We start from the raw sequence: 13,333 nt of genomic DNA on the forward strand, positions 1-13,333 counted from the left end.
CTGCAATATAAATTGAAACGCCGTATACGCGAACCGTACGTACGGTGTTGTGAGAGGGGCGAAAATAAGTTAGCTTATTTTCCCTCTACTCGATTGTAGGCAAATTCGGGTGAAAAATGGGGTTGTACAACGTGGACATGGATTTCCTCTTCAGGCACTCGGGGAGTCTCCTCGGCTTCGCCTGCGGTGTCTTCCCTAGACGCGCAGATCCCTCAGGAGTCTCGTGCCTTCCGTTCCAATCCACTTTCATGATCATCAAGTAAAATCTATATATTCGAAGCGTAAAGAAACGATTGAGTATATTTCGCGGGCAAAAGAGTATGGATTGGATTACTTTAAGGGACTTTTTTTAAAAAACAGGCAATGCTCTTTTGTCGATAAACTGTAAGAAGTGCTGTTTCTAGCACTTCTTTTTTTTTAGGTTTTTTTTCTTTAATCTTAATGTACAGGTTTTAAAAGGTCATTTAATCTACTTATCTATAAGGCTGTTAACTTATAGTGAAAATATAAAACGAACCTAAAATATGGAGATTTTTTAAAAAAGTCGATCGATTATGATACTACCGAGGTGGGATATCGAAGTATGCTGAACGGAGAAGAAAATTATGAGTACGTTAGTTTTACTCCGGGCAAGGAATTGACAATAATTGATTTGAATTAGGACTAATAAGCCTTTCACTTAAAGAGTTTCTATAGACCGCACCATTTGTGAGCCGTAACTGTCAAGATCAGTGTGGATAAGTCAGGTGTGTAATATTCAATATAAAAAAGGGGTTGCCCCAAAAGTCATTTTCCTGACTTTTGGGACAGCCCTTTCTATGGTTCTCTTATTCACTAGACTTACTGATATTTTCGTATTTGAAGTAATCACCGAATATATCCATCTTATCCCCGACGATCTTAATGAATGAGTTATCATAAAGCCCATAGATCGGTGCAACCTGTGCTGCTTCGTGAATATCTTCTTCTATATGCTTCTTACTAGCAGAACCTAAATGTGGTTCAATATTAATATCCACAAGTCCGATCCCGTCATAAATAGATAACGCTGGAATATGATCGGTCATGTCTTTTGCTAGCACCACTTTCTTAGCCATATTGATAGAGCCTGCACTCATACCGATAACCATACATTCGCTGCTCTGCAGGGCTTTGAGTAGGTTATAATGCTTCAAATATTTTATTTGTTCGAGTGTATTCCCTCCCGAGATCCATATAACATCCGCTTCCCCTATACACTGAACGGCCTTCTGTTCTGACAATCTATCATCAATGACTTGAACTTGATCAAATACAATCCCTTTATCTCTAAACTTATTTAAAATTCCATCGCAATATCGATCGGTTCTAGAATGCCCTGAAAAGTCTGAGGCAATAAAAACAAACGCCCCATTATTACGATCGTACTCCTTCACGCATTTTACGAAATCATCGGTGAATCCATCAGGAAAGTCACTGGTTAAAATGGATATCTGCATTTTTAGCCTCTTTTCTTTGTTCCTATGAACAAATAAGTGAACAATGTTTCCTATCATTATAGTATATAAAGTAAATTTTTACCTTAAAATGAGTGCTTGAATATCTTATACTAGAGCTAGTCGTTTGTAAGAAAAGGGGAATGCTGTATGAAAACCTATCCATTAGACGCATCGGATTATACGTTAATCGAGGCTGCAAGGGAAAAGATCAAAGCGTTATACAAAGAAGATAAGCACCATGTTGGGGCAGCGTTGAAAACAAAGACGGGTAAAATTGTCACAGCGGTACATATCGAAGCGTATGTCGGCCGAATCACGGTATGTGCGGAGGCGATCGCAATTGGGAAGGCGATATCGGAAGGGGAAAAAGAGTTTGAGACGATCGTGGCTGTAAGACATCCCTATTCCGACGAAATCGATCGAGACCTAAAGGTTGTCAGTCCATGTGGGATGTGCCGGGAGCTGATCTCGGATTATGCAGAAGATTGTTTGGTGATCATAGAAGTGGACGGGGAGGCGGTTAAAACGAAAATTAGCGAGCTGCTTCCCTTGAAATATACGAGACGTTCGTAACGATAAAAGGCAATCCTTCATACCGGAGGGTTGCCTTCATCATTTATTTGACCCGCGCAACGAAATCATCCAATTTGTCTAGTGAGGTGATGTTCTGGTTGCATTTCAGACTATCCTGGCAAATATAGTTGCCTTTTTTGGTGAATGTACCTTGAACGGATCCTTTTGTTTCAGACATGAACATCCCGACTTCCTCAAAGCGACTGCAAATCGCGCAGATCCCTTTTTTGTGAGAGGGTTTGAATGTCCCATGTAGTCCAACGAATTTATCATCTCTTGTGGCGATGATGAATTTCTTTCCTGAGCCACTATCGTCCCATCCAAAGTATGAAATCTCTCTTAAATCGATGGTTTCCATTTTGGGGACTTTCAATTTCTTCGCTTTAGGAAATAACTTTTTGATAGTCTGTTCGGTTATTTCTTTAAAAGGGATCACATATGGTCTGAGGTCCAAAAGGAAGGCTTCGGCTTGGGCAGGATCCTTGATGGTGTCGACTGGGTCCAAAAGTTGCTTTTGCCTGTCATCCAGTTCAGTGAATAATTCCAACACTCTTTCTTTTGCGACGGATTTTACCGTCGAAACGACGTCTCGATCGTTGGCCGTTACATATCCATTTATAAGAATCTGCGTTTGCGATTTAATGAAATTATATTGTTCATTTCTGATAAACGGTTGCATTTTCCCCACTCCTGTTCATGTTCCTACCTGGTGCTTCCATTTTACAGAATCCGCTTTTTAAAGGAAAGGGGGAAAACGATTAGGAAATAAAAATGGCATATAAAAAGCACTGACTGACATCATCAGTGCTGCAAATCCATTTATTTGGAATAAATGATTTTTTTTATGGTTTCGGTAGAGAGAAAATGTTCCTCTGCTAATTCATGGATAGCCGTACCTTTTTTGAATTCAGATTTTATAGAAGCATTTCGCTCGTCGATCACTTTCCGGGACCCAGAACGAGTTCCCCATCTATGATGCGTTTGATCAGGTTTGGGAATATAGATGGTTTCACCTTGCACGTATTTCTGAATTTCCTGGATCAGTGCTTCGGGTAAAACGGCTGTTGCTTTTACATACGTCATTTCTGCCAGCTCCTTATTCTTTGATTGAATGAAATAAGGGGCAAAGCCTGTTAATAGAAATGATAAAAGCTGGGCGATTTTTCGGTTAGCTTATTTCCACCCCATGCAAAGTATCGCCTCCCATATCAGGCTTTGCATGAGACGCTGCAGAAGGCGGCAAAACACGTTTCATTGCCATTCTTACACCTCCTTTTCGAATTACCTTTCATTATAAAATATCTTAAGCGCAATGCCAATTGAATTCCAATTCCCTTCCTTGGTGTATGCGGATTGTTTGCCGTTGTTCCCCGTTCATGAAATAATTGGATAAAGAAAACCAAAATATCAATGATGGGAGCTGACTTAAGATGAAAGTATTCGTAGTTGGTGCAAATGGGCAGATTGGGAAGCACCTTGTTACGTTATTGAAAGAAAGCAAGGAACATAGTGTACGGGCAATGATTCGAAAAGAAGAACAGAAGAAGGTGTTTGAAGATATCGGAGTCGAATCGGTGGTCGTCAGTTTGACGGGTACGGTAGAAGAGATTGCGAAAGCGGCAAATGGATGCGACGCCATCGTGTTTGCGGCAGGTTCTGGCGGTAGCACGGGCGCAGATCAAACCTTATTGGTCGATCTTGATGGGGCGGTTAAGACGATTGAAGCCGCTGAAAGCTTAAAGGTGAAGCGGTTTATCATGGTCAGTGCGTTTCAGGCTAATAACCGGGAAAATTGGAGCGACGCTATCAAACCGTATTATGTGGCCAAGCACTATGCCGATCGAGCACTGTTGCATAGCGATTTAACCTATACCATCATCCGGCCGGGCGGTCTCGTGAACGAACCGGGAACAGGTAAGGTGACGGCAGCCGAGAAGTTGGAAAGAGGCTCAATCCCCCGTGAGGATGTGGCGGAGACGATTTTGGCTTCGCTAACAGAGGAACATACCTATAACCGTTCCTTCGATTTGATTTCAGGGGAGACCCCGATTGCTGATGCGCTACAAGCCATTTAAGATAGAAAGAACTATAAGCAGGGCCATCTCTAATGGATGGGCCCTGTTAGACTGTAGACAAACTCGATGAAAAATGTGTTTGTCAATGTGAACGTTGATTTCCACTTCAGGCACTCGCTTTCCGCGGGCGGGTCGGGGAGCCTCCTCGGCTTCGCCTGCGGTGTCTCCCCTAGACGCGCATTTCCCGCAGGAGTCTCGTACCTTCCGTTTCAATCAACTTTGCGTTATCATCAAGTGAAATCTATATATTAGAAGTATTTCGCGGGCAAAAGAGTATAGGTTGGATGATTAATCTAAGAAATTTTTTAAAAAAAGGGCGATGCCCTTTTTTCGACAAAATTGCAGGGCCATCTCTAATGGATGGGCCCTGTTTTTCTATTTCTGAGGCTTATATCATGCGATGAGTAAAAACATTTGAGCCTTCTGAAATAATGTTTTTCTTTTTATGTGTCTCTTTCTCTTTCTTTCTTCTTGTATCCAAAGTCCTACTGTTAAGGATGAGACTGTCTATATTAAGAAAATGGGTAATATATATAATAATTTTTCGGAATAATTACTAAAATAATTTTTGACAAACCTTCTGGTGCATTTTATAGTTAGGAGTGTTGTATTTAGGTTTGTATGTACCACAGACCTCCAATCGGAGGCAGTCAGACAATTCTCTTATCTATGGATTAAGAGATCTAGAACATTGGAGGTTTCATAATGTCACAGAAAGCACCACTTTCTTTTACATTGGTTACAGGTTTAATGCTTTTTGCTTTATTTTTTGGTGCAGGAAACTTAATTTTCCCTGCCATGCTTGGTCAATCCTCGGGGACCAATTTATGGTCGGCTAATCTTGGGTTCATCCTTACTGGAGTGGGATTGCCATTCATCGGGATACTGGCTTTCGGTATTTCGGGTAAAAATGATGTGCAGTCGCTAGTAAGTAGGGCCCATCCCATGTTTGGTTTAATTTTCACCATCGTTCTTTATTTGTCCCTTGGACCTTTATTCGCACTTCCAAGAACGGGAAGCGTCTCCTATGAAATAGGAATCAAGCCTTTCCTTCCTGAAGGAGCCGGATTTCTACCTTTGTTAGTATTCACGATCATTTACTTTGGAATTGCTTGCTTACTATCGATTAATCCCTCAAAGGTTTTGGATATTGTCGGGAAAGTGCTAACCCCGTTATTATTAATTTTCATTGCTATCCTTATCATTGTGGCAATTGTAAATCCAATGGGGAACATTCAAGCTCCTATAGCAGACTATTCTGATAATTCTTTTTTCAAAGGGTTCAAAGAAGGGTATTTGACGATGGATACACTCGCGTCATTTGCTTTTGGAATCATTGTGATTAATACCATTAAGGATCGGGGCATCACTTCCAAAAAGGAAATTTTGAAATTCTGTACTAAAGCCGGTTTGATTGCAGCATTACTGTTAATGGTCGTATATACGTCATTGACATATGTTGGGGCTACCAGTGTGGAAATGCTTGGCCAATTAGGCAATGGCGGGGACGTACTTGCACAAGTATCGAACCACTTTTTCGGTTCTGCGGGTGCCGTGCTATTAGGCTTGATCGTGATTGCAGCGTGTTTAACGACTAGCATCGGTCTGATCACGGCTTGCTCTACTTACTTTAACAAGTTATGGCCTTCTGTACCGTATAAAACCTATGTGGTTATTTTCTCGGTATTCAGTGCAGCGGTGGCCAATGTAGGCCTAAGCAATTTAATTGAATATACGGTGCCGGTATTGACGGCGCTCTATCCAGTGGCCATCGTCATCATCGCCTTGACATTTTTACATCCCCTTTTCAAAGGGAAATCAGAGGTATACTTGGGAAGTCTTTTCCTTACCTTGATTTTTGGGATTTATGATGGACTCATTAGTTTCGGGATCTCAAAGAATCCGATTACGGACTTTTTGACTGATTACCTGCCTTTATTCAGTGTAGGGGTAGGCTGGATCCTTCCGTCAATCGTTGGCGGGATACTAGGCTATATCGTAAGCCTGATGAAAGGAAACGAAGTACCTCAGTCATGATGGTGTGATAAATTTAACGAATAGAATGAACGAAGGGAGCTGTCTTTTGACGGCTCCTTTTCTTTGGATCCAAATGCTCACTGTCTCCGTTGCCACAGGAGAATGCCTTGATCCGGTTAACTTTTGTTCAATCCCAACATGGAAGCAACGTAAAAAAGGGAATGTTCTAAAAATGCTTTAGAACATCCCCTAAATGAAATGATTAAGTAACTCAAATTACATCGTGCTGATGTCGATAACGAATCGATACTTCACATCGGAAGCTAATACGCGTTCGTATGCGTCGTCAATTTGATCGGCAGATACAATCTCAATTTCAGGAGCAATGTCATGTTTGGCACAGAAGTCTAACATCTCCTGTGTTTCGCGGATTCCTCCGATCAATGAACCGGCAAATGATCGGCGATGACCGATTAAGTTCATGACACTTAGTGACAACGGTTCAGCAGGGGCACCAACATTCACTAACGTGCCATCGAGGTTGAGCATTCCCAGATAAGCATCGAGGTTGATCTTTGCACTTACAGTGTTGATGATTAAATCGAACGTTCCGGCAAGTTTCTCGAATGTTTCCGGCTCGCTAGTTGCATAGTAACTTTTGGCACCGAATTTCAGACCATCTTCTTTTTTCCTCAATGTCTGAGAAAGCACGGTGACCTCTGCACCCATTGCGGAGGCAATTTTAACGGCCATATGACCGAGACCACCCAGGCCGACAACCGCTACTTTTTTACCCGGGCCCGCTCCCCAGTGATTTAGAGGAGAATATGTCGTAATCCCTGCACAAAGTAATGGAGCTGCATCCTCCAGCTTGATGTTTTCAGGAATACTCAATACGAAATCTTCTTGCACAACGATGTGTGTTGAATACCCACCTTGTGTAGTTTCGCCGTATTTATCAACACCAGCGTAGGTTGGGATATTTCCTTTGTGACAGTATTGTTCTTCTCCTTTTTTGCAGTTCTCGCATTCACCGCAAGAGTCCACCATACATCCGACTCCTACCCGGTCACCAACCTTATACTTTGAGACCTCTGCACCAATATCAGTGACTATCCCCGCAATCTCATGCCCTGGGACGAGTGGGTAGTTGACTGGACCCCACTCACCATGAGCGGTATGGATGTCGGAATGACATATGCCAGCATATTTAATTTCAATCAGAATATCATGTGAATCCAGATCACGCCGTTGAATTTCAGCCTCTCTAAAAGGTTTGTGCGGACCGTCAACAGCTCGCGCTTTAGCAGTTATCATGAATAGTAGCCTCCTGTACATTTTATAGTAATCAAGAAAATGGGCATTATCTTTTCCCACCCATTTCCTATACCTCCTAATCTTAAATCCTATAGTTAACTATAGGTCAAGTGATTAGCATCGTTCCATTTTTCTAGATGAACTTTGCCTTTGACATGAAGGCTTTACCTTGATAAGGTGGTGACAATACCTATAGTTAACTCGAAGTCTAATGGAAAAAGGAGACTGATGATGAAGACTTATTCTATTAGTGAAGCTGCAACCGAACTGAATCTCACCGTATATACGTTACGATACTACGACAAAGAAGGGCTCCTGCCTTTTTTAGAACGTACGCCTAGCGGAATTAGAATATTTAAAGAATCTGATATCGACGCCTTGAGGATCATTGAATGCTTAAAAGCAACGGGAATGCCCATTAAGGAAATTAAACAATTCATTGATTGGTGTTCTGAAGGGGATTCTACATTGCAACAAAGATCAAACATGTTTTTAGAGCGGAAAGCGATTGTGGAAGCACAAATGGAAGAGCTTAAAAAAACAATGGAAGTCATCGACCACAAATGTTTATATTATAAAACTGCATTGGATGCCGGAACGGAAGACATTCATAGGGAAAAGATTGAAATCAATTCTAACACTTAAAATAATCATGAAAATCGACACAGCTGACTGATAAAAGCAGATGTTTGTTTTTATAGGAAAAGAACTCTAGAATGAGGAAAAAGGGGTGGAATGAGCTCGTGATGAATACATTACCAGAAGAAATCATGAATATTTTACATACTAAAAAGAAAGATCCCGCTCAATTTCAGGAGCTGATCTCTGAAGGTGGATATGTACCACCAGAAATGGATTTGATGATCGATGCGATTTCAGCATTGAGCATGGGGAAGAACATTCTGTTGAAAGGTCCGACAGGGGCAGGGAAGACGAAGTTTGCGGAGACGCTTTCACATTTGTTCAACCAACCGATGTTCAGCGTCAATTGTTCAGTCGACCTCGATGCCGAGAGCTTGTTGGGGTTCAAGACGTTATCTTATAAAGAGGAAAAACAGGTGATCGAATTCGTTCCGGGACCTGTGACAAATGCCATGAATCACGGAACTTTTCTTTATATTGATGAAATCAACATGGCAAAACCCGAAACACTGCCGCTGATCAACGGGGTGCTTGATTATAGAAGGACGATCACGAACCCATTTACGAATGAAGTCATCACGGCAAAGGAGGACTTCAATGTGATTGCGGCCATCAATGAAGGGTATGTAGGTACGGTGCCCTTGAATGAAGCGCTGAAAAACCGGTTCATCGTGATCGAGGTTCCCTATATCGAAGGGGAGCAGCTCAAGCAATTGATTCAAACCAATACGAAGCTGAAGGACACTAAAATGATTGACCTATTCGTCAAGCTTTCGGGTGATCTGATTCATGCCGTGAATCAAGGAAAGGTAGCGGAAGACGCGGCATCGATCCGGGCACTGCTTGATGCATGTGATCTTAGTGTGCTGATTCCGGCGAAGCGGGCGATTCTCCGTTCCATCGTGGATAAGCTTGATGAGGAACGGGAGCGGGAGTTCGTGAAGAACTTGGCCGACACATTATTCTAACTAGGAGAATGCCGCATGAAGTATATTCGATTCAATGATTCAATAATTGATACGGCTCTTTTTCTGCAGTTGCAGGATTTATCGACGGTTTTATCCGGTATACCCGAACTGGAATTCGAATACAATTACGGATCGATCCTCGATTCTGTGCATAGAAAAGTCACGGCGAGCCATTTCTGGGAAAATGGCAATCAAGAGGTAAAGGTCGCGGGATTGAAAACGGATGTGCTGCTTAGGACAATCGGGACCCTGCACCATTCGAGTGTTAAGGATTTACAGGATTATCAAGAAGTCATCGAGGAAAGCGGGCTTCCGAAGTTTGCGGCGCAATTATTTACCCTATTCGAGGATTTACGGCTTGAGGAACTCATCAAAAAAGAAAGGCCGGGAACGAAAAAGTGGTTTTCCGTACGCGAGGCGTATCTGAAACAATACTTTGAAACGCAAATGGGGGCAAACGTCACGAGGAGTTTTGCACTCGATGAACTGTTCTGCCTGATTTATATGCTGCTTCAATCCGATCGGCCTGATCCGATTTTTCCACGAGCCAATCAACGGCAACTAGAGAATTTGGAAAATATCAAACCGTTGATTTATATGGTTTTTGAAGCAAGCAAGACGAGTGATATCACGGGAATCTGTGAGCAGATCGTCTTCCGCTTGAACGAGGAGTATCAGGACTGCATGAATGAATATTTCATCTATCCGGTTGCGAATGTCGAGCACTATACGGCCAATACGCTTTTCGATGAACTGACGCGAAACGATGAGTTGTCGAACGATGATACAGAAGATGTGGATGAAGAGAATAGCGAGTTCATCGACGAAAAATTCTCGACATGGCACCGGGAGAATAAAAATGGGGAGAACCCTTCCACTTTCCTTCAGTTTGAACTGGAGCAGGGGACGAAAACGAGCATGTTGGGTGGCGGTGCACGGGAAGCGGAAGATGCCGACCAGGCGCTGGCCTCGATTCAGGGCTCTTCCGGAGAAAGTAAAGAAAAGGACTACAAGCAACAGGAAACACTCGAGAAAAAGCAGACAACCGTCGGGAAAAACGGTGATTACCCGTTTGGCGAGGACAATAAGGATGCCGTCTTGATAACCAAAGAGGCGAGGCCATCCACGATCGATGAGGAAAAACGCTACCGTGAGTTCGTGGCTGATATCGAACCATTCAAGCGGAAGCTTTCCAGCACCATCGTAAAAACGCTGGAAAATAAGAAGAATGCGCCAAGAAGAGATTTGGCGTTCGGAAGGTTATCGAAGAAGTTGCTTCCGCTCGTGCTGGAAGAAAATCCGCGAATCTTTTATAAAAAGAACCAGGAATCCAAGGAAATCGATGCCGTGTTCACGCTTCTCATTGATTGCTCGGCCTCGATGCACAACAAGATGGATGAAACGAAGCGTGGCATCGTCCTGTTTCATGAAGTGTTGAAGAAATTGAAAATCCCTCATTCAATCGTCGGATTTTGGGAAGACGCCAATGATGTGAAAGAAGGGTACCAGCCGAACTATTTCCACGTGATTCACTCCCATTCGGATTCGCTTTACCAGAATGCCGGTGCGAAAATCATGCAGCTTGAACCTGAAGAGGATAACCGGGACGGCTACAGCATCCGCGTCGCCACTAAGGAATTGGAAAGACGCCGGGAGAAGAACCGCTTTCTGCTCGTATTCTCTGATGGCGAACCAGCAGCGACACATTATGACCAGAACGGAATCGTCGACACGCATCTTGCCGTATCCGAAGCACGTAAAAAGGGGATCGAAGTCATCGGCATGTTTTTAGCGGATGGAGGAATCGAGGAAAGCGAAGAGCTGACGATGAAAAACATCTACGGCAAAGAAAGGCTGATGATTCCGAGTGTAGCTGAACTGCCAGAACACTTCACCCCGCTATTGAAAAAACTGTTATTGAAGACCATTTGACGCCAAATTTTTTCATCACGCTTCTGTTTAGTCATCATATTCTAGACTGTAACCTAGATGAGGAGTGACAGATATGTATTATACAAGACAGAACTTTGGTGGATATGGTAATTACGGGGGTTTCCCAGGGCTAGGTAATTACGGTGCCGTCGGTGGTGGCTTCGGGCAACCTGTGGGCTATCCGATGTTTGGAGGCATGGGTGGGAATGTCAACATGGGCTTTCCAGGAGGCTTCCCGATGCAACCTGGATATGGCGGACAACATAGTTTTCCCATGCAGATGCCAGGTGGCATGGGCGGACATGGAGGAGCCTTCCATCCATACCCCATGCATGGCGGCATGGGCCAAGTCGGCGGATATCAGCAATATTGAAACAAGAAAAGAGCCAGAGGAAATCTACGTAAGATTTCCTCTGGCTCTTTTTGTTTGAATCATTGATTAATGCTGTTTGTTCGGCAACCTTTTCTCTGGGTGACCGTTCCCTTGACGGCGTTTATTATCGGCTTCTTTTTTCTGCTGTTCTTTGATTCTCTCTACAAATTCCTTTGAACCTTCCATGCATAAAACCTCCTCAGCTATATTCTTTTTTACTATATCCAGAACCACTGTGGTTCATGAGAAATTTTCATGAAACCTTTTAAAAACCAAGAACGTCTTATATAGGGAAGAGAAAATACAGTAAAGTTGGGAGCCTGGGGATGAATGAAAAAGAGGGGTAGCGTTTGGAGAGTCATACGAAATATCATAGTGTTTGTTTTGGCGCTAACTTTGGTTTGGGTTGCCTTCCATACGATCATGAAGACCTATGAACAAAAGAAATACCCGGCATCGGGAAAAATGGTGGAAGTGGATGGTAAACGTATGCATGTGTATGCCAAAGGTGAGGGAAAAGAAACGATTGTCTTATTAAGCGGTTTAGGCACGGCGGCACCTGCCTTGGATTACGAGCCATTGATGGACGAGATGGCAGAGGATCATAAAGTCGTCGTAGTGGAGCCATTCGGCTATGGTTGGAGTGAGCTGACCGATAAGGAACGGACCGTGGAAAACATTGTGGAGGAAATAAGGACGGCCCTGAAGAAATCGAACATAGAAGGTCCCTACATATTGATGCCCCATTCCCTTGCCGGAATCTACAGCATGTATTACGCCCATGAATATCCAGACGAAGTAAAGGCGATCATCGGGATAGATATCACGTTACCGCAGGCATTGGAATACTTTGACGAACCTGCGCCTACCATGCCTGCCTATTTGAAGGCTGTTGCACCAACGGGGATAGCAAGACTGGTTTCGTATATCAGCCCTGAAGATGTCCTTCCCATTGCGGATGAGGGAACGTATTCGGAAGAAAATCTACACATGACGAAAATCATTTCTGCTAAGAAATTGTACAACCGAAATATTGTCGATGAAGCAAATGAAATAGAGAAGAATGTGGAAAAGACGAAGGAGATGTCCTTCCCTTCAAACCTGCCGATCATGGTCTTCGCTGCCAAAAGAGATAAGGTAACCGAAGATGGTAAATCCAATTTGACTTTTTATGAAACGCAAGTAGGAAACAACCCGTTAAATGAAATGGTCGTTTTAGATGGTCATCATTATCTCCATTGGACTCAATCCAAGGAAATAAGTGAACACGTCCGCGCTTTCACCGAACAGATAGAGCATCAATGAACGGCCGAATCTAGTACAGGAGGGGAGGGTTTTGATGCGAAATAGAGACGGTACCTTTCCTATCCTTGAAACAGATCGATTACGTTTAAGAAAAGTCACGGAAGAAGATGCCGGTAGTGTCTTGAAATATCTATCTGATCCAGAGGTAATGAGGCACATCGGATTAGAGCCATTTACCACTATTGAAGAGGCGCTAGAGGAAATTTCTTGGTATCAAACGATTTTTGAAAAAGGAACAGGGATTAGATGGGGGATAACTCTGAAAGAACAAGGAGATGTCATTGGTAGCTGCGGTTTCCTTAACAGGGCTACCCAACATTACCGTGCTGAAATTGGTACCGAATTAAGCAAGGATCATTGGGGGCAAGGCATTGCAAGTGAGGCGTTTGAAGCGGTCATCCAGTATGGTTTTGAAACACTTCAGCTCCAAAGGATAGAAGCGTTGATTGAAACACCCAATACCTCTTCTCAAAAGTTAGCGGAAAAGCATGGCTTTATACGTGAGGGGTTATTAAGGAAGTATGAGTTCACTTGTGGTAAATTTGACGATTTATATATGTATTCGTTATTGAAGCAAGATTTCGAGGAACGTTACTAGGATTTTAACAAAGAAAAAGAAGCCACCTATCCGGAACGATACCCCGGTACAGTAATGGGGATTTTTATTGACTGTTTTAAAAAAGGAATAGGGAC

General features: G+C 43.0%; 14 protein-coding genes. 9 read left to right on the plus strand and 5 right to left on the minus strand.

Annotated features, from left to right (window positions below):
* Positions 1 to 827: 827 nt before the first annotated feature.
* On the minus strand, positions 828 to 1,478 hold the full coding sequence (locus ACIQXN_RS13380) for a Type 1 glutamine amidotransferase-like domain-containing protein (protein WP_402967145.1): 651 nt from the start codon (positions 1,476 to 1,478) through the stop codon (positions 828 to 830).
* Positions 1,479 to 1,625: 147 nt separating this feature from the next.
* On the opposite strand from ACIQXN_RS13380, the gene ACIQXN_RS13385 reads away from it, so the two are divergent.
* Complete coding sequence (locus tag ACIQXN_RS13385; RefSeq protein WP_402967147.1) at positions 1,626 to 2,051, plus strand: cytidine deaminase; 426 nt, start codon at positions 1,626 to 1,628, stop codon at positions 2,049 to 2,051.
* Positions 2,052 to 2,094: 43 nt separating this feature from the next.
* Here ACIQXN_RS13385 and ACIQXN_RS13390 read toward each other — a convergent pair whose 3' ends face one another.
* Together ACIQXN_RS13390 and ACIQXN_RS13395 are read right to left on the minus strand one after the other, a co-directional pair.
* Complete coding sequence (locus ACIQXN_RS13390; protein WP_402967149.1) at positions 2,095 to 2,730, minus strand: FusB/FusC family EF-G-binding protein; 636 nt, start codon at positions 2,728 to 2,730, stop codon at positions 2,095 to 2,097.
* A gap of 140 nt (positions 2,731 to 2,870) precedes the next feature.
* Positions 2,871 to 3,134, minus strand: coding sequence for a CD3324 family protein (locus ACIQXN_RS13395; protein WP_402967151.1), 264 nt, complete (start codon positions 3,132 to 3,134; stop codon positions 2,871 to 2,873).
* 347 nt (positions 3,135 to 3,481) lie between these two features.
* Here ACIQXN_RS13395 and ACIQXN_RS13400 point away from each other — a divergent pair, with 347 nt between their 5' ends.
* Positions 3,482 to 4,126 carry an SDR family oxidoreductase gene (locus ACIQXN_RS13400; protein WP_402967153.1) on the plus strand — a complete coding sequence of 215 codons (645 nt, stop codon included), beginning with the start codon at positions 3,482 to 3,484 and terminating at the stop codon, positions 4,124 to 4,126.
* Positions 4,127 to 4,831: 705 nt separating this feature from the next.
* Positions 4,832 to 6,163, plus strand: coding sequence for a branched-chain amino acid transport system II carrier protein (brnQ, locus tag ACIQXN_RS13405; RefSeq protein WP_402967155.1), 1,332 nt, complete (start codon positions 4,832 to 4,834; stop codon positions 6,161 to 6,163).
* Between the two features lie 216 nt (positions 6,164 to 6,379).
* On the opposite strand, the gene ACIQXN_RS13410 is transcribed toward brnQ, so the two are convergent.
* Positions 6,380 to 7,420 carry an NAD(P)-dependent alcohol dehydrogenase gene (locus ACIQXN_RS13410; RefSeq protein ID WP_402967580.1) on the minus strand — a complete coding sequence of 347 codons (1,041 nt, stop codon included), beginning with the start codon at positions 7,418 to 7,420 and terminating at the stop codon, positions 6,380 to 6,382.
* Positions 7,421 to 7,651: 231 nt separating this feature from the next.
* On the opposite strand from ACIQXN_RS13410, the gene ACIQXN_RS13415 reads away from it, so the two are divergent.
* The 4 genes from ACIQXN_RS13415 (at position 7,652) to ACIQXN_RS13430 (ending at position 11,335) form a co-directional block, all read left to right on the plus strand.
* Entirely contained in the window at positions 7,652 to 8,065 is a 414-nt protein-coding gene (locus ACIQXN_RS13415) for a MerR family transcriptional regulator (protein WP_402967157.1), read from the plus strand.
* 101 nt (positions 8,066 to 8,166) lie between these two features.
* Positions 8,167 to 9,030, plus strand: a complete 864-nt coding sequence (locus ACIQXN_RS13420) for an ATP-binding protein (RefSeq protein WP_402967583.1) — start codon at positions 8,167 to 8,169, stop codon at positions 9,028 to 9,030.
* Between the two features lie 15 nt (positions 9,031 to 9,045).
* Positions 9,046 to 10,962, plus strand: a complete 1,917-nt coding sequence (locus ACIQXN_RS13425; protein WP_402967159.1) for a vWA domain-containing protein — start codon at positions 9,046 to 9,048, stop codon at positions 10,960 to 10,962.
* A 73-nt stretch (positions 10,963 to 11,035) separates the two neighbouring features.
* Entirely contained in the window at positions 11,036 to 11,335 is a 300-nt protein-coding gene (locus ACIQXN_RS13430; protein ID WP_402967161.1) for a spore coat protein, read from the plus strand.
* A 66-nt stretch (positions 11,336 to 11,401) separates the two neighbouring features.
* Here ACIQXN_RS13430 and ACIQXN_RS13435 read toward each other — a convergent pair whose 3' ends face one another.
* Positions 11,402 to 11,521: a DUF4023 family protein gene (locus ACIQXN_RS13435; protein ID WP_402967163.1), complete on the minus strand. Its 120-nt coding sequence runs from the start codon at positions 11,519 to 11,521 to the stop codon at positions 11,402 to 11,404.
* 144 nt (positions 11,522 to 11,665) lie between these two features.
* Between ACIQXN_RS13435 and ACIQXN_RS13440 the strand changes: the two genes are divergently transcribed.
* Both ACIQXN_RS13440 and ACIQXN_RS13445 read left to right on the plus strand, forming a co-directional pair.
* Positions 11,666 to 12,640 (plus strand): alpha/beta fold hydrolase, encoded by a 975-nt coding sequence (locus ACIQXN_RS13440; RefSeq protein WP_402967165.1) that lies wholly within the window; start codon positions 11,666 to 11,668, stop codon positions 12,638 to 12,640.
* A 34-nt stretch (positions 12,641 to 12,674) separates the two neighbouring features.
* Positions 12,675 to 13,238 carry a GNAT family N-acetyltransferase gene (locus ACIQXN_RS13445; RefSeq protein ID WP_402967167.1) on the plus strand — a complete coding sequence of 188 codons (564 nt, stop codon included), beginning with the start codon at positions 12,675 to 12,677 and terminating at the stop codon, positions 13,236 to 13,238.
* Positions 13,239 to 13,333 lie beyond the last annotated feature (95 nt).

Origin of the sequence: Peribacillus sp. NPDC097295 (assembly GCF_044761665.1) — a bacterium.
Lineage (GTDB): Bacteria > Bacillota > Bacilli > Bacillales > DSM-1321 > Peribacillus.